Annotated in this window: 17 protein-coding genes; 5 read left to right on the forward strand and 12 right to left on the reverse strand. The window is 63.8% G+C overall.

What is annotated here, in order from left to right; all coding sequences use genetic code 11:
* Window positions 1-48: 48 nt before the first annotated feature.
* From J7654_RS05625 to J7654_RS05635, 3 genes are all read right to left on the reverse strand, one after another.
* A complete protein-coding gene (locus J7654_RS05625; RefSeq protein ID WP_209738922.1) occupies window positions 49-246 on the reverse strand; it encodes a transcriptional regulator domain-containing protein in 198 nt (65 codons plus the stop codon).
* Between the two features lie 148 nt (window positions 247-394).
* Complete coding sequence (locus tag J7654_RS05630; protein ID WP_209738924.1) at window positions 395-823, reverse strand: hypothetical protein; 429 nt, start codon at window positions 821-823, stop codon at window positions 395-397.
* Window positions 783-1,628, reverse strand: coding sequence for an MFS transporter (locus tag J7654_RS05635; RefSeq protein ID WP_209738926.1), 846 nt, complete (start codon window positions 1,626-1,628; stop codon window positions 783-785). The genes J7654_RS05630 and J7654_RS05635 overlap by 41 nt, the downstream gene beginning before the upstream one ends.
* 108 nt (window positions 1,629-1,736) lie before the next feature.
* Between J7654_RS05635 and J7654_RS05640 the strand changes: the two genes are divergently transcribed.
* The gene (locus J7654_RS05640; RefSeq protein ID WP_245195668.1) at window positions 1,737-2,099 is read left to right on the forward strand and encodes an ArsR/SmtB family transcription factor; all 363 of its coding nucleotides are present in this window, start codon (window positions 1,737-1,739) and stop codon (window positions 2,097-2,099) included.
* Here J7654_RS05640 and J7654_RS05645 read toward each other — a convergent pair.
* Window positions 2,091-3,044, reverse strand: a complete 954-nt coding sequence (locus J7654_RS05645) for an SDR family NAD(P)-dependent oxidoreductase (RefSeq protein WP_209738927.1) — start codon at window positions 3,042-3,044, stop codon at window positions 2,091-2,093. The genes J7654_RS05640 and J7654_RS05645 overlap by 9 nt on opposite strands.
* 116 nt (window positions 3,045-3,160) lie before the next feature.
* On the opposite strand from J7654_RS05645, the gene J7654_RS05650 reads away from it, so the two are divergent.
* On the forward strand, window positions 3,161-4,048 hold the full coding sequence (locus J7654_RS05650) for an AraC family transcriptional regulator (protein WP_245195669.1): 888 nt from the start codon (window positions 3,161-3,163) through the stop codon (window positions 4,046-4,048).
* A gap of 32 nt (window positions 4,049-4,080) precedes the next feature.
* On the opposite strand, the gene J7654_RS05655 is transcribed toward J7654_RS05650, so the two are convergent.
* Together J7654_RS05655 and J7654_RS05660 are read right to left on the reverse strand one after the other, a co-directional pair.
* Entirely contained in the window at window positions 4,081-5,268 is a 1,188-nt protein-coding gene (locus J7654_RS05655; protein WP_209738930.1) for an MFS transporter, read from the reverse strand.
* Window positions 5,261-6,403: a serine hydrolase domain-containing protein gene (locus tag J7654_RS05660; protein ID WP_209738932.1), complete on the reverse strand. Its 1,143-nt coding sequence runs from the start codon at window positions 6,401-6,403 to the stop codon at window positions 5,261-5,263. The genes J7654_RS05655 and J7654_RS05660 overlap by 8 nt, the downstream gene beginning before the upstream one ends.
* A gap of 66 nt (window positions 6,404-6,469) precedes the next feature.
* Here J7654_RS05660 and J7654_RS05665 point away from each other — a divergent pair, with 66 nt between their 5' ends.
* Window positions 6,470-7,099 carry a TetR/AcrR family transcriptional regulator gene (locus J7654_RS05665; protein WP_245195670.1) on the forward strand — a complete coding sequence of 210 codons (630 nt, stop codon included), beginning with the start codon at window positions 6,470-6,472 and terminating at the stop codon, window positions 7,097-7,099.
* A 145-nt stretch (window positions 7,100-7,244) separates the two neighbouring features.
* On the opposite strand, the gene J7654_RS05670 is transcribed toward J7654_RS05665, so the two are convergent.
* On the reverse strand, window positions 7,245-7,994 hold the full coding sequence (locus J7654_RS05670) for an SDR family NAD(P)-dependent oxidoreductase (RefSeq protein ID WP_209738934.1): 750 nt from the start codon (window positions 7,992-7,994) through the stop codon (window positions 7,245-7,247).
* Window positions 7,987-9,027 carry a zinc-dependent alcohol dehydrogenase family protein gene (locus tag J7654_RS05675; protein WP_209738936.1) on the reverse strand — a complete coding sequence of 347 codons (1,041 nt, stop codon included), beginning with the start codon at window positions 9,025-9,027 and terminating at the stop codon, window positions 7,987-7,989. The genes J7654_RS05670 and J7654_RS05675 overlap by 8 nt, the downstream gene beginning before the upstream one ends.
* A 107-nt stretch (window positions 9,028-9,134) precedes the next feature.
* Here J7654_RS05675 and J7654_RS05680 point away from each other — a divergent pair, with 107 nt between their 5' ends.
* A complete protein-coding gene (locus J7654_RS05680) occupies window positions 9,135-10,040 on the forward strand; it encodes a LysR family transcriptional regulator (protein ID WP_209738938.1) in 906 nt (301 codons plus the stop codon).
* A gap of 56 nt (window positions 10,041-10,096) precedes the next feature.
* On the opposite strand, the gene J7654_RS05685 is transcribed toward J7654_RS05680, so the two are convergent.
* Window positions 10,097-11,131, reverse strand: coding sequence for an aldo/keto reductase (locus tag J7654_RS05685; protein WP_209738940.1), 1,035 nt, complete (start codon window positions 11,129-11,131; stop codon window positions 10,097-10,099).
* Between the two features lie 11 nt (window positions 11,132-11,142).
* Window positions 11,143-12,321 (reverse strand): MFS transporter, encoded by a 1,179-nt coding sequence (locus tag J7654_RS05690; protein WP_209738942.1) that lies wholly within the window; start codon window positions 12,319-12,321, stop codon window positions 11,143-11,145.
* Window positions 12,322-12,425: 104 nt separating this feature from the next.
* On the opposite strand from J7654_RS05690, the gene J7654_RS05695 reads away from it, so the two are divergent.
* Window positions 12,426-13,331: a LysR family transcriptional regulator gene (locus J7654_RS05695; RefSeq protein WP_209738944.1), complete on the forward strand. Its 906-nt coding sequence runs from the start codon at window positions 12,426-12,428 to the stop codon at window positions 13,329-13,331.
* A 274-nt stretch (window positions 13,332-13,605) separates the two neighbouring features.
* Here the strand turns inward: J7654_RS05695 and J7654_RS05700 are convergent, their stop codons facing one another.
* Complete coding sequence (locus tag J7654_RS05700; RefSeq protein WP_209738946.1) at window positions 13,606-14,535, reverse strand: NADP-dependent oxidoreductase; 930 nt, start codon at window positions 14,533-14,535, stop codon at window positions 13,606-13,608.
* 68 nt (window positions 14,536-14,603) lie between these two features.
* Window positions 14,604-14,960, reverse strand: coding sequence for a MerR family transcriptional regulator (locus J7654_RS05705; protein WP_209738948.1), 357 nt, complete (start codon window positions 14,958-14,960; stop codon window positions 14,604-14,606).
* Window positions 14,961-15,000 lie beyond the last annotated feature (40 nt).

Genomic DNA, 15,000 nt, shown 5'->3' on the forward strand with positions numbered 1-15,000 from the left:
ACGCGCGGCGACCAGAGCGGAGCTTGCAGATCAGCCGCCGTGTCAGGGTCACTTGGGAAACAGCAGACCCCAGCGGTGTGCAAACGATTCGAGTTGGTTCGCATCCTGCGTGCGGGTCAGCGCCAGCGTCTGGCAGTCATAGCGATATTCGTCGTTGCGCCGCAGATACTCCCAAGCGAAACCGGAGGCGGCAAGCTGCGACATGTACCCGTAGGCCGCATGGTGCCACCACTCGATATGCAGCATGGCGTCACTCCTCCATGCTGGACCGTGGTTGGATGAGCGACGCGAGGGCGAGCGAGGTCGGTATTCCCCATTGACGGTCAACCATCAGTGCTGAATGCCATCGTCGCCGCATCGCTACTCGCCCCCCGTCATTCGGACCCCGCGAGGCTCATGGCTGATCCTCGGCGTTGGTGAGATTGCGGCCTATGAAAACGCCACTAGCGACGGCGATGGCAGCAAGGGCAAGGGCAAAGCATGCGGAGCCTGTCGCCAGCCCGGCCCAGTCGATAGCGAAACCCGTCGCCATCGGCATGAGTCCGGCGGGGATATATCCGCCGATATTGAGCACGGCGTTGGCCTCGGCGCGACGCTCGCCGGGCACATGCAGCCCAGTGAGCGTCAGCCCGCCGAGTTGGCCAAGCCCTTGGCCGCTGCCGGCGAGCAGCGCCGCAACGATCAGTGCGACAGCGCTGGAGGCAGCGACGGCAATCTCGATCCCGGCCATTGCGAGCACGGTCGCGCCCGCGCCAAGCAGGAAGATGGTTCGGACGGAAAAGCTACGAGCGAGGAACTGAACGCCCGTCGCTGTCAGGAACATCGCGCAGGCCATCGCGCCTGCGATCAGCGGGCTCGTCACGCCGATCAGGCGGGAGAGCAGCGAAGGGCCGAGCGACAGCACAAACGACGTGGCGGTGATCCCCGGCCCGAATACGGCGATTCCGAAGGCAAGGTGCCGGCGGTTGGGCCGGGGAACTCGGCAGTTTCAGCTTCCATCTGCCATCGGCAGGGGGAGTCCCCTTCTGGAATGGCAGGACAAACGCGATGAGCAAGGCGCTGGCGAGAATCGCAAGCTCGGCGACGAAGATCGGTATGACCGGCTCGGAGAGAGCGAGGGCGAGGCTGCCCGCCAGCAACGGACCAAGGCCCGCGCCGAGCACCATGGAAACCGAAGCGAGAAGCGATGCCTGACGCCGGCGTTCCTGCCCTCCGAGATCGACAATCGACGCCATCCCTGCCGAGACGGCCGCTCCAACCGCCATGCCGGACAGAAAGCGCGCGATCAGCAGCACCGCGACCGATTGCGCGCTCGCGAACAGCAGGCAGGCGATGATTGCGACCGCAAGCCCCGGCAACAATACGGGTCGCCGTCCGAAGCGGTCGGAGAGCTGACCGGCGACCAGCAATGTGAGCAGCAGGCCGAGGATGTAGGCGGCGAAGATCGCCGTGAGCATGGCGGAGGAAAAGCCGATCCCGGTCTGCCAGCGGACATAGAGAGGCGTCGCGGAGTTGGAGAGGATGAAGATGGCGATGACGATCCATGCCGCTGCCCACATCCGCCAGGGCGCATTTTCGGTAGCGAGTGAAGGAGAATCTGCGGCGTTGGCCGGCGTGAGGCGTGACATAGGCGGGTTCCGTCGACCAGTACGATTGGAATCGTACTTATCATAGTTCGACATAACTCGTACTTGTATATTCGACAAGAATCGTACTGACGTGCTATGATGCAAGCTATGACCGCTCTTGCCGACCTCTCTCCACCGAATGACCTTCCGCCGCCTCTGCTTGAGCCGACGGTCGATGAACTGCGTCTGGAAATCATCATGGGTGCGCTCGCTGACCCGCTTCGCCTGACGATCATCCGCAAGCTGCTGCTGGAGTCAGAATCTTACGATCACACCTGCGGCTGGTTCGGTTTCGACCGGCCGAAGTCGTCGCTGACGCACCATTTCAAGGCGCTGCGTGAGGCGGGTCTTATCCGCCAGCGGCAGTATGGGCTTGAACGGCGAAGCCGGGTGCGAACCGAAGACCTCGATGCTCGCTTTCCCGGCCTGCTCGATCTCGTCAAAGCGTGGCAATCGGCGCATTCATTGTAACCCACTTTGTGCCAGCTTTGCCGACAGGCTCCAAAGCCGCTCGGCATCATCAGGATTGACTGCATAGGAGCGGACGCCAACAAACGGCTCGTCAGTCGCTTCGGCACGCATGGCTACGTCGCAGTCTTCGCAATAGAGGCCGCCGAGGCCGTCGAGCTGGGGCGAGGTCGCTGCCCATACCGCTGTCGCCGCGCCCTGCTCGGGCGTCTTGAACGTCGGATCGGCCGGAGAGCCGTCCGCGTCGAGCCAGCCGGCCGCGATCATCTCGGTTTGCGACAGGTGCCGTTGCAGCGGTGTGAAGATTTTGCCCGGATGCAGCGAGAAGGCGCGGATACCAGCCCCACGGCCCAGCCTGTCGATATTGACGGCGAACAGCACGTTGGCCGTCTTGGACTGGCCATAGGCGAGCCATTTGTCATAGCCGCGCTCGAACTGGATATCATCCCAGCGGATCGGCGAATTGTGATGGCCGGCCGATGACACGGAGACGACGCGCGCACCACCTTCGATCGCGGGCCAGAGCCGATTAGTCAGCGCGAAATGCCCGAGATGGTTGATGGCGAACTGCGCCTCCCAGCCCGGTCCGACGCGGGTGTCCGGGCAGGCCATGATGCCTGCGTTGTTGACGAGCATGTCGATGTGGCTGCCGGTGGCAAGGATGCGATCGGCGAAGGACCGCACGCTGTCCAAGTCCGACAGATCCAGTTTCTCGACGCTTACGCCGTCAATCCCAGCGGTGGCTTTCGCCGCCGAAGCCGGATCGCGCGACGCGATGATTACCCTCGCACCCGCTCCGGCCAACGCCTTCGTCGTTTCGAGCCCCAGGCCGGAGTGCCCGCCGGTGACGATGGCGTGCTTGCCGGACAGGTCGATGCCCGCGAGCACTTCGCCGGCGGTTGTCCTCGCTCCGAAGCCGGAGCCAAGCGGTTTCTGGTGATCGGTCATATGATTCTCCTGTCATCGCGGATGGTCAGGAGAAGATCGACGCTGGAAGCCGAACGATCCATGCTGTAAGATACAAAATTCCTTCTTGATCGTTCGGATTTGTTGCCTTGGACCCCTTGTCCGATGTCCTTTCCCTGTTGCGGCCGAAAAGCGCGATCAGCGCCGGTCTTGATGCGGGTGGCGATTGGGCGATCCGTTTCCCACCGCATGAAGGGATCAAGTTCAATGCGGTCATGCGCGGGTCCTGCTGGGTGCAGGTCGAGGGAGAATCCGAAGCGCAGAGGATCGAGGCCGGCGACTGCTTCCTCCTGACGCGCGGCCGTCCCTTCAAGTTCGCGACCGATCTCGCGCTGCCGGCGATAGAGTCCCCTACGATCTACGACGGGGCGGTGGACGGTATCGCCACCTGCAATGGTGGCGGCGACTTCTTTCTGATCGGCGGCCGGTTTTCTTTCGAGGGCGACCATGCGCCCCTGCTGTTCGACGCCTTGCCGGCCGTCCTTCATGTTCAGGATGCTTCCGCCCAGGCGGCCGTCCTGCGCTGGGCGCTTGAACAACTCGCCGACGAACTCAAGACGCGACCACCGGGCGGCGCGTTGATGGCGGAGCATCTTTCGCAGATCATGCTGTTGCAGGTGCTCCGCTTGTGGCTTGCATCCGAAGCCGCGAAAGCGCCCGGCTGGCTGGGCGCATTGTCGGACCCACGCCTTTCGCGCGCTATCGGAGCGATGCATGCCGATCCGGGCCGGAAGTGGTCTGTTGCTGAACTCGCTGGCCTCGCAGGTATGTCGAGAACCAGCTTTGCCGAGCGCTTCCGCAACGTGGTCGGGAGGCCGCCGCTCGAATATCTCATCCACTGGCGCATGAGAGTGGCGGCCGACCGATTGCGGCGAACGGACGAACGCGTTTCTGCGATCGCCCTGTCGGTGGGCTACGAATCCGAAGCGGCGTTCAGCACCACCTTCCGCCGCATCATCGGAACCTCGCCCGGACGCAATAGATGAGTAGACCATGAATCCAAAACTAGACCGTTTCGTCATGATGTCATCGGGCAGCATTGGCCGAGATCGGCCCGTTTTCGCGTGACGATGATCGTCGCTGTCGTCAGCAGAAGGGCCAGAAACGCCACGCCGCCGGCAAGTGCGGGGACGCCCGCCATCGGCAGCCCTCGTGTCAGCGCGAAGGCACCTAACCCGGCTCCCATAGCATTGCCGAGGTTGAACGCGGCGATGTTGAGCGTCGCGGCCAGATTGGGTGCGGCTTCCGCGCGAGCGACCGCCTCGGCCTGGAGGATGGCGCAGACCGCAAAGGCGACGATTCCCCAAACGACCACGGCGGTTGTCGCCAGCAGGGGCACGGCTCCAATAAACCCGAAGCCAATGAGGACAAGGGCAACGGCCGCGAGAATGCCGGCGAGCGATGGCAGGGCACGCCAGTCCGCAAGCCGCGCGCCGATGAAGTTGCCCAGCGTCAGGCCGATGCCGCAAACGAGCAGCACGCCGCTGACATAAGAAGGTTCGACCCCCGAAACGTCCGTGAGGATCGGCGTGATATAGGTGAAGAAGGTGAACATGCTGGTCGAGGCGACGACGCTGATCCCGAGCGTCAGCCAGACGGGCAACGCCCGCAACGCCCGTAGTTCTGCGCGCAGATTACGACGCTGTTCATTGCCTTTGGGTAGCCAGAACATAAGACCGGCGAAGGCAACAAGGCCCGCTACCGTCACCGCCCAAAAAGTTGTCCTCCACCCTGCCGCCTGACCGAGCAAGGTGCCGAACGGGACGCCCAGTACGGTTGCCAAGGTCAGCCCGCCGATCATCAGGGCTATCGCCTGCGCCCTTTTTTCAGGCGGGACCAGACCCGCTGCGATCACTGACCCCACGCCGAGAAAGGCCGCGTGGCAGAATGCCGTGACGATACGCGCCGCCATCAGCCAGCCATAACCTGGCGCAAGCGCGCAGGCGGCGTTCCCCATGATGAACAGACCAAGGAGCAGGAACAGGGCACGGCGGCTCGGCAAGCGCGCAGTGAGCCGCGCGAGCAAGGGGCCGCCGAAGGCGACACCGAGTGCATAGCCCGAGACGAGCAGCCCTGCTGCCGGGATGCCAACGCCGAGATCGCGCGCTACGTCCGGTAATAGGCCCATGATGACGAACTCGGTCGTGCCGATGCCGAAAGCGGCGAGCGCCAGTGCTGCCAGTGGCTTTGTCGCCGTCCTATCCATAGACCGCGTTCCTGATCTCTGTCGGAAACGCGCCGGACATGCCTTCAAAGGCGGTGTTGGTGAGCGCGACGACGGACAGCCCGTTCGCGCGGTCGATGAACCAGCTGTGGCCGTAGGCTCCTCCCCATTGCAGCGTGCCCGGCGCTTGCGGCGTGCCGGTCGGCGCGGGATCGACCAGCACGGCCCATCCATAGCCGAAGCCCCAGCCCGGTCCCTGTGTCTCGGCGTGGGTGCCGACATGATCGGCGGCCATCGTTTCGACCGTCCTCGAGTTAAGGATTGGTGAGCCGCCGGTGCGGATCGTTTCGAGAAAGCGCAAAACGTCGTCCGCCGTGCCTGCCATGCCGGCGCCGCCCGATGGATAGGATTTGGCATCGAGGATGCGGGACTGAGCGAAGCACGCGGCCGTGCCGAAAATCGGCACCTGCATTCCGTCCGTCATCAGCACCGGCTCGGGATCACCGTCCGCATAGGCGGCGGCCAGGCGTGACGTATCCTGGACGGCAAAGTCCGTATCCGCGAGGCCAAGTAGGACCGACACCTTCTCACGAACGATCTCGGCGAGGCTCCGGCTTTCCAGCTTCTCCAATATGCCGCCGAGCACGTCGAGGCCGAGGGAGTATTGCCAGCCGGTTCCGGGGGCGAACGCCAGCGACGCCGCCCCAAGGCGCGACAGGTTTTCCTGAAATGACAGGCCCGGCTGATCGAGGCCGTCCGAGACATTCAGCTTGTGATAGGGACCATCTGCCGGCTCCAGAAAGCTGTAGCCGAGGCCGGACGTATGGGTGAGCAGATGATGGACCGCGATCTCCGGCGTCGATCCATCAGGCAGAGCGGGACGGAAATCCGGCAGCCATTGCGTCACCGGCGCATGAAGATCTAGCCGGCCTTCCTCGACAAACCGCATAGCCGCCGCCGTCACGATGGGTTTGGTGATGGAAGCAAGCCGGAAGATCGCATCTTCGCGCATCGGGGTTCGGGTTTCGCGATCTGAGTAGCCGGCGGCGAGGCGATGGATAACCTCACCGTCATGGGCAACGAGCACGACGGCACCGACGATGCGCTTCTCAGCGATCGCCTTCTCAATGGCGGCGTCGATGCGGACGGGCGCCTGGGAAAAATCGGGGAGACTCATGCGGGTCAGTCCTCTATAATCACAATGATCATTCCTGAATAACCCGCTCGGAAGGATATTTCCAGAGTGACCGTTGTGAAAAATAGCAAAATTGCTGCCCGCCCACGCGGCCGGCCCCGCGCTTTTGACCGTGACGAAGTGTTGGAGAAGGCTGCGGAAACCTTCTGGCGGCTGGGATACGAGGGCGCATCCATCGCCGATCTCACGGCGGCTATGGGGATCACGCCGCAAAGCCTTTATGCGGCCTTCACGTCGAAGGCCGATCTCTATCGCGAGGCGCTGGCCTGGTATCAGGCCCATATCGGAGCCTCGACAGCACGCGCGCTCGAAGAGAATGACGTGGTGGCGGGATTGACGCGTGTGCTCCGGGAATCCGCGCGGGAGTTCACAAAACCCGGCCGTCCGCATGGCTGCATGGTCTCGACCGCCGTGCTGACCTGCGCCATCGAGAACGAGCCGGTTGCCCGGCATGTGTCCGGCCTGCGTGACCGCACTCTTGACGCCATAAAGGCAAGGATCAAACGCGGAGTTGCGGAAGGACAGTTGCGACCTGAGACGGATGCCGAGGCGCTTGCACGCTTTGTCGGCGCGATGATCCAGGGCATGTCGGTGCAGGCGCGGGACGGCGCGAACGAGGCAGCGTTGCTCCAACTGACGAAGTATGCGGTCGCGGAGATCGAGCGTCAGCGCGTGTGATACGAGTGGATCATGGTGGTTTGCTCGCTCCCGTCCAACTCGCCCCACTATCTGGCGCGGGATGGCAGGCCAACGACGCCAACAGACCTTGAAGGCATCCGCGTGATTTAGCGGCACATGTTGTTTAGCTGAAGGCACTCATGCCTCATCGAAATCCGCCCGAAGCGACGATCCCTTCGCCGGTGATCCAGGCAGCAGCATCGGAAGCGAGGAAGACAGCCACCTTGCCGATATCAGCAGGCTGGCCAAAGCGCCCGGGCGGCGTGGCAGCGACGATCCGCCGTTCGGCTTCCCCGCCAACGACACCGTTGGCACGCGTGCCCTCAGTCTCAACGCCACCCGGCGCGATGGTGTTGACCCGAATACCGCGCGGCCCCAACTCAACGGCCACGCTGCGCGTCACCGCGTCGAGGGCCGCTTTCGTAGCGGAGTAGATCGCCGAATTAGTTTCTGGATTGGCGCTGGCCGTCGAGCCGATGTTGATAATCGACCCTCCCGACGCCGGAAAATGCTTCGCCGCCTCTTGCGCGACGAGGATCGCACCGAGCACGTTGACGTCGAACTGGCGATGGAATTCGGCCTCGACGATCTCTTCCAAAGGCTGAAAAGAAAACACGCCGGCGTTATTCACAATGATGTCGGGTGGTCCGAAAGCGGAGACGGTTTCCGCGAACAGCCGTTCTACCTCGGCGCGTTTCGAGATGTCGGCGCGGATGGCGACTGCCCGGCCGTCCGCAGACGTGATCTCCCCGGCAACACGCTCCGCATCCGGCCCGCTTCCCGCATAGTTGACGACGACAGCCGCGCCAGCCGCTGCCAAGGCCCGCGCGATGCCCGAGCCAATCCCTTTCGAAGCCCCGGTGACAATGGCGATCCTGTTTTGAAGTTCAGTCATTCTGTCCTAACACCAGTTCGATGACAATCTTGCCGAAGGGGCCGCGGTCGAGTTGATCGAGCGCGGCCGGCAGTTCGGCGAGGGGATGGATCGTATCGATGACCGGCTTGATCCCCGCATGATCGACCGCCGCGACCAGATCCGCCAACGCACGGCGATGCCCGACACCGATGCCGTGGACCGTGACGTTCTTGAGCATCAAAGGACCGGCGGGAGCCGCAATGTCGAAGCCTTCGAAAACGCCGATCTGGTGAATGTGCCCGCCAATGGCCGCGGCCTGAACGGCCTTAGCGACATGCGGCCCGCCAACCAGTTCGACAATATGATCCACACCGCGATCTCCCGTGATGCGCCATACCGCTTCCACCCAGTCTACGCTGGTGCGGTCTATGCCGTGATCGGCCCCGAGCGTTTTCGCACGCTCAAGTTTGTCGGTGCTGCCCGAAACGACGAGCACTTGCGCTCCATGCGCCTTGGCGATCTGGAGACCGAACAGAGCCACCCCGCCGGTGCCTTCGACCAGAACCGATTGACCCGCATGGAGCTTCCCCTTCTCGATCAATGCGAACCACGCGGTCAGGCCCGCGCAGGGCAAGGTGCTGGCTTCGGCATCGGAAAGGGTTTCCGGAGCGCGGACGAGCCATTCCTGTGAAAAGGCGACGTATTCCGCGAGCACACCGGGATAGGTGCCGCCAAGGGTGCGATAGGGTGGAGTGCGCGCATCACCCAGCGGCGCACCGTCAATCCAGCCCGGCGCGAAGGTCGAGATCACACGATCGCCGGTCTGGAACCGGGTAACGTTCTCGCCCAAGGCCACCACCGTTCCAGCGAGATCGGAGCCCGGTGTGAACGGGAAGGTCAGCGGCAAAGCCATGCTGCCATCGATGACCAGCTTGTCCCGATAATTGAGTGCCGCCGCCGTCACCTTCACCAGGACTTCGCCCGGCCCGGGCTTGGGAACCGGCACTTCCCTCAATTCCAGCGTGTTCTGACCAGTCTCATCCATCTCCCAACGCCGCATCGTCTCTGTCATCGCTCGTTCCTCATGTGTTTTGAAGGAGTCGAGGCAACGTACCGTTGAACACATGATGCCAGCGGGGATATATGATCCTCATATTGGTTCCCTATGGATGACAATGAATGAGCGATTCGCTCGGTGGCGTGGATGTCTTCGTGGCAGCGGTGGAAAGCGGCAGCTTCGCCGCTGCCGCCGAGCGACTGCATCTCACGCGATCGGCTGTCGCCAAGACAATCGCGCGCATCGAGGCGCGGCTGAAAGTACGGCTGTTTCACCGTACGACGCGCAGTCAAAACCTGACGGAAGATGGACAGGTCTATTACGAGCGATGCGTGCGAGCGCTTGAGGAACTGCGGGCTGGGGAAGCGGCGCTCGACTCCGGCCGGCGTGAGGCATCGGGACGTCTGCGCGTGTCGATGCCGGTGCTGTTCGGGCGGCGCTGCGTTGCTCCGGTTCTGGCCCGGCTGGCGATGGAGCATCCGAAACTCGAACTCGATCTCTCCTTTTGCGATCGCCCGGTGGATCTGATCGAAGATGGCTTCGACCTTGCCATCCGCAACGGCCTGATTGGGGAAGGCTCGGGGCTGATGACCCGCACGATTGGCCTGCAACGGATGACCGTCTGTGCGGCACCGGATTATCTCGCGGCGCATGGAAGGCCGGATACGCTCGAAGACCTCGCAGTCCATCACGCCATGGTTTATGGCCGGGCGGGACGTATCAAGACATGGCAGTTTCCAGTGGGTGACCGCGAGGTGCGGGAGATGACACCGCCGAGCCGGATACGCTTCGATGATCTCGAAGTCATCGCCGACGCAGCAGAAGCTGGGCACGGTCTTGCCTGGTTGCCGTGCTGGTTGATCCGGGAACAGGTTCGCGGCGGCCGGCTCGTTCCGCTTCTGGAGAACGTGCCGCGCCTTGTGTTCAGGACGCATGCGCTCTGGCCGGAAACGCCGCATCTGCCTCTCCGGGGCCGGTTCGCTATCGACGCGCTTGCGGTGGCGCTGCCCGGCAGCGCCGAGCTGTGACCGCCGCCGGTTTGCGGATGCGAGGTTGCCAGTCGCGGCGCAGTCTCGATTGGCTATCACGCCAACGGCGGGTTGAGCCGGGCAAAACCTTCCTGCCTCCGGTAAGGGAAGTAAGGATAGGGTGCGGTGACGGCGCTGGCTTCGTCCAGCTTTGCCACCTGTTCGGGTGTCAGGTTCCAGCCGACCGCGCCGAGGTTCTGGCGAAGCTGTTCCTCGTTGCGCGCACCGACGATAACCGAGGAAACGGTCGGGCGTTGCAGCAGCCAGTTGAGCGCGACCTGGGGGACCGTCTTGCCGGTTTCCTCCGCAACAGCATCGAGCGCATCGACCACGCGATAGAGATGTTCGTCGTCTACCGGCGGGCCGAAGCTAGCGGTCTCGTGCAGGCGGCTGCTGCTGGGCAGCGGCGTGCCGCGCCGGATCTTGCCGGTCAGACGGCCCCAGCCGAGCGGGCTCCAGACCATCGCGCCAAGGCCCTGATCTGCGCCCAGCGGCATCAGATCCCATTGATAGTCGCGTCCGACCAGCGAATAATAGACCTGATTGGCGACATAGCGCGGCCAGCCGTATCGGTCTGCGACAGCCAGCGACTTCATGATCTGCCAGCCGGAGAAGTTGGACACGCCGACATAGCGAACCTTGCCGGCGCGAACGAGCGTATCGAGCGTGGAAAGCACTTCCTCGACCGGCGTGCCGGCGTCGAAGGCGTGAAGTTGCAAGAGGTCGATGTAGTCGGTCTGGAGGCGGCGCAGCGCATCCTCGACGGCACGGATCAGCCGGAAGCGGGAAGAGCCCGCGTCGTTGGGCCCGTCGCCCATGGGCAGGCTGGTCTTGGTCGAGATCAGCACCGCGTCGCGGCGGCCCTTGATGGCCTCGCCGAGCACTTGTTCGGAAGCACCGTCAGAATAGACGTCGGCGGTGTCGAACAGGTTGACGCCGGCTTCGAGGCAGACGTCGATGAGGCGACGGGCTTCGGTGGCATCGGATGTGCCCCAGTTGCCGAAGAGCGGACCGGAGCCGCCGAACGTGCCCGCGCCGAAGCTGAGGACCGGCACCTTGAGGCCGGATTTGCCGAGCGGTCGATAGTCCATGGAAATGCTCCTTAGTGAATGGGATTACAGGATGGCGTTAGCGCCGCGCGCTTGCTCGCCCGGACGGCGAAGAGCGCGGTGGCGATGGCAAGAAGCGGGAACAGCGCAGCGACGAGCGGCACGAAGGTGAGGCCCGGCCCGTGGTCGATGACCAAGCCGCCGGCCCATGCGCCGATGGCGTTGCCGAGATTGAAGGCCCCGATGTTGAAGCTGGATGCGAGGCTCTGGCCAGCGCCGGCCTTGGACAGCACCCACATCTGCAAGGGTGCGACGGTGGCGAAGCCAGCCGCACCGAGCAGCCCGGTGAAGAGGATGGCGGCAATCTGATTGTTGAATGTGAAAGTCATCAACCCGAGCACGATGGCGAGCACCGTCAGCGTGCCGAGGATTGCGCGGATCAGATTGCGATCGGCGAGCTTGCCGCCCAGCAGGTTGCCCATGACCAATCCACCACCGAAGATGAGCAGGATCGGCGAAACGGCGCTGTCGTCAAAACCGCTGATCTGCGTCAGCATCGGTGCGATGTAGGTGAAGACGGCGAAGACGCCGGCATAGCCGAGCACGGTGGTCAGCAGGCCGAGTAGCACGGGACGGCGGGCAATGGCGCGCAAATCCGCCCGCCAGTCGGAGGCCACGGGCTGCGTCCGGTCCTGCGGCACCAGCGCGGCGAGGACGACGAGCACGACCAACCCCACCAGCGTCACCGCCCAGAAGGTCGCGCGCCAGCCATAGTGCTGGCCGAGCCAGGTGCCGAAGGGCACGCCGAGCACGGTCGCGACCGTCAGGCCGGTGAACATGATGGAAATGGCCGAGGCGCGCTTGTCTTCGGCGACAAGTCCCGTTGCGACGACAGCCCCGACACCGAAGAAGGTGCCGTGCGTCAATGCGGTCAGCACGCGCGCTGCCATCAGCCAGCCATAGGTCGGTGCGAGCGCACAGGCGGCGTTGCCGATGACGAAGATCACCATCAATCCGACCAGCACATGCTTTCGCGGCCAGCGGGCGGTGAGCGCGGTGAGGACCGGCGCGCCGATGGTGACGCCGAGCGCATAGCCGGAGATCAGCAGTCCAGCGGCGGCGATGGTGACGTTCAGTTCCCGGCTGACTTCCAGCAAGAGGCCCATGATGACGAATTCGGTGACGCCGATGCCGAAGGCTCCGGCCGTCAGGGCGTAGAGCGCCAGCGGCATGATGCGGTCTCGATTTTTTCCCAAGCGATTGCCCGAAAGATAGATCGATGCTTCGCGATGAAATAGAATGCACTTGGGAATATCACTTGTGAGATGAAGTCATCATGGCCAGACTTGAGGTGAACCGATCCGGCGAGATGGAGGTGTTCGTGCGCGTGGTCGAGCTTGGCGGCTTCTCGCCCGCCGCACGCGCGGCACGCATCACGCCTTCTGCGGTGAGCAAGCTGATTGCCAGGCTGGAATCCCGTCTGGGCGCAAGGCTGCTCAACCGCTCGACGCGCCAGCTCCAGCTCACGCCCGAAGGCTGCGCCTTCTACGAGCGGGCGACCCGCATCCTTGCCGATCTGGAAGATGCGGAACGCTCGGCAAGCGTCGGCGAGCAGCCGGTCGGCCGCGTGCGGATCAACACCAGCGCCTCCTACGCCAACCATGTCCTCACGCCGCTGCTGCCGGACTTCCTTGCGCTGCATCCGGGCGTCACGCTCGACATTGTGCAAACCGATGCGGTAGTCGATCTGCTTGCCGAGCGGATGGACGTGGCGATCCGGGCGGGACCACTCAAAAGCTCCAGTCTCGTGGCGCGCAAGCTGGGCGAGACGGCGCTGACCATCGTTGCCGCGCCGGCCTATCTCGACCGCTGCGGCGAGCCGCGCACGATTGCCGATCTCGAGCGGCACAATCGCCTCGGCTTCGGCTACGCGCGCGCCGTCGATGGCTGGCCTCTGCGAGAGAATGGCGAAACCGTCGTCGTGCCGGCGACGGGCCGCGTGCAGGCGAGCGATGGCGAGGGCCTGCGGCATATGACGCTCGCCGGTGTCGGTCTCGGCCGCCTTGCTGCCTTCACCGTGCGTCAGGACATTGCCGCCGGGCGGCTTGTGCCGGTTCTCGATGATCTTCAAACGGGCGAAACAGAAGCCTTCCACGCCGTCTATGTTGGTCAGGGTGGCCCGCTGCCCTCGCGCGTCAGGGCGCTGCTCGACTTCCTTGCCGAGAACGGCAGGGTATCGTGACGAACAGACCGCCGCGCGGGCGACGGCATGGCTGTCCTCCAGCATGCGATAGCGGACGATCCTGCCGTCCTTCACCGTGAGGTCGTAGGCGAAGGGGGACCGGATCAGCTTGCCGGTGGCACGGACCACTTACTCCAGATGGCCCAGCACCACGGCCATCTCGTTGTCGGCAAGGATGCGCCGGATTTTCGCGCCACGCGATTCGATCCGCCCAGCCAGTTGGCGAAAGAAGACGGTGACGCCCTTGCGGTAAGTGGGAGAGCGACTACCAAGATCAGGGCTGGAGCAGGATTTTTCCGGGGCTGTGTCCGGTTCGGCTGCGCTCTAATGCCACTGCTGCCTCAGATAGCGGAAGGGTTTCCGCGATCCGTATGTTCAGCACACCTTGCGCGGCCAGTTTCGCGACCTGGTGAAGTTCATCGTCTGGATGCCTGACCCAGGGAATGCTGGCGGCTTGGGAATGCTCGTCGCCCCATGCGGTCACGGCCCCTCCGCCGGCGGGCAGCAGTGTAACAGTGGCCGCAACCGAAGCAGCGCCGCCAACGGCATCCGCGCTGGCCGTGATAGGGCCGAGCTTGCGGATCACCTCCACCATGTCGGCGGTGTAATCGACCGGATGCGCGCCCAATGATCGAAGATAGTCATGGTTGGCTGGGGACGCGGTTCCGATGACGCGCGCGCCGCGTGCGACGGCCACCTGCACGGCGGCGGAGCCGACGCCGCCGGCAGCGCCATGGACCAGCAGGGTGTCATCCTCGGTGATCCCGAGATGATGGACCATGGAATAGCCGGCGACGGCTGATGATGGGAGTCCAGCCGCCTGCTCGATGCTGACGTCCGGCGGCCGGGCGACAATCTGGCGTGTATCCACCGCCAGATATTCCCTGAACGTGCCTGCACGGCTGCCCGAGGTCACAGCCAGACGGGCGCGGCTGTCCACGATCACCGCTTGCCCCACGGCGAAGTTGTTCACACCCTCGCCGACCGCCTCGATAATGCCGGTGCTTGCCCAGCCGGGCGTTCCGGGAAACGGTGCCGGATCGCTTTTGAAGACTCCTGCGACGAGTTTCCAGTCAATCGGATTGACGCCGATCATCTCATTGCGCACGAGCACCTGACCGTGCGCCGGTTCGGGGACGGTCTCGTCCTCCCAGCGCAAAACCTCGGGGCCACCATGTTCGTAGTAGACGATTCGTTTGCTCATGCTGCAAAGGCTACAGTCTCACACCAATGTCAGAGTCAAGCGGGTTTTGACAAAGGTCGCCCGAGGCGTCAGGTGGCCGGGCTGGCGGCAATAATCGCGTCCAGAGCGTTTACCGAGGCACGCAGGGTCGCGATGCGATCAAGGAGGTTCTTTCGCTCCGCAACCAGATCGTCATAGAGGTCCGCACACGACAGGCGCAGTTCCTCGCGATGCTGCATCATACAGGGCAGGATGCGGTCGATCTTTTGCGTACCCAACCCCGCTGCGAGCAGCGACTGAATGCGCTGCACCCTTACCACATCAGGATCGGCATAACGCCGGTAGCCGCTCGCCATCCGCTCGGGGTGCAGCAGGTTTTGTTCCTCGTAATATCGTAGCGACCGGATACTCACCCCGGTTCGCCGCGACAATTCACCGATCCGCATCGCCCGTCCTCATTGCGAGTCAATCTCTCACATCCATGTT

This window comes from Aureimonas populi, assembly GCF_017815515.1.
Taxonomy (GTDB): Bacteria; Pseudomonadota; Alphaproteobacteria; order Rhizobiales; family Rhizobiaceae; genus Aureimonas; species Aureimonas populi.

What these genes read in the sequence shown, in the direction of transcription:
- J7654_RS05625 (WP_209738922.1), bottom strand. Translation starts at nt 246, where the DNA reads ATGCTGCATATCGAGTGGTGGCACCATGCGGCCTACGGGTACATGTCG.
- J7654_RS05630 (WP_209738924.1), bottom strand. Translation starts at nt 823, where the DNA reads ATGTTCCTGACAGCGACGGGCGTTCAGTTCCTCGCTCGTAGCTTTTCC.
- J7654_RS05635 (WP_209738926.1), bottom strand. Translation starts at nt 1,628, where the DNA reads ATGTCACGCCTCACGCCGGCCAACGCCGCAGATTCTCCTTCACTCGCT.
- J7654_RS05640 (WP_245195668.1), top strand. Translation starts at nt 1,737, where the DNA reads ATGACCGCTCTTGCCGACCTCTCTCCACCGAATGACCTTCCGCCGCCT.
- J7654_RS05645 (WP_209738927.1), bottom strand. Translation starts at nt 3,044, where the DNA reads ATGACCGATCACCAGAAACCGCTTGGCTCCGGCTTCGGAGCGAGGACA.
- J7654_RS05655 (WP_209738930.1), bottom strand. Translation starts at nt 5,268, where the DNA reads ATGGATAGGACGGCGACAAAGCCACTGGCAGCACTGGCGCTCGCCGCT.
- J7654_RS05660 (WP_209738932.1), bottom strand. Translation starts at nt 6,403, where the DNA reads ATGAGTCTCCCCGATTTTTCCCAGGCGCCCGTCCGCATCGACGCCGCC.
- J7654_RS05670 (WP_209738934.1), bottom strand. Translation starts at nt 7,994, where the DNA reads ATGACTGAACTTCAAAACAGGATCGCCATTGTCACCGGGGCTTCGAAA.
- J7654_RS05675 (WP_209738936.1), bottom strand. Translation starts at nt 9,027, where the DNA reads ATGACAGAGACGATGCGGCGTTGGGAGATGGATGAGACTGGTCAGAAC.
- J7654_RS05680 (WP_209738938.1), top strand. Translation starts at nt 9,135, where the DNA reads ATGAGCGATTCGCTCGGTGGCGTGGATGTCTTCGTGGCAGCGGTGGAA.
- J7654_RS05685 (WP_209738940.1), bottom strand. Translation starts at nt 11,131, where the DNA reads ATGGACTATCGACCGCTCGGCAAATCCGGCCTCAAGGTGCCGGTCCTC.
- J7654_RS05690 (WP_209738942.1), bottom strand. Translation starts at nt 12,321, where the DNA reads ATGCCGCTGGCGCTCTACGCCCTGACGGCCGGAGCCTTCGGCATCGGC.
- J7654_RS05695 (WP_209738944.1), top strand. Translation starts at nt 12,426, where the DNA reads ATGGCCAGACTTGAGGTGAACCGATCCGGCGAGATGGAGGTGTTCGTG.
- J7654_RS05700 (WP_209738946.1), bottom strand. Translation starts at nt 14,535, where the DNA reads ATGAGCAAACGAATCGTCTACTACGAACATGGTGGCCCCGAGGTTTTG.
- J7654_RS05705 (WP_209738948.1), bottom strand. Translation starts at nt 14,960, where the DNA reads ATGCGGATCGGTGAATTGTCGCGGCGAACCGGGGTGAGTATCCGGTCG.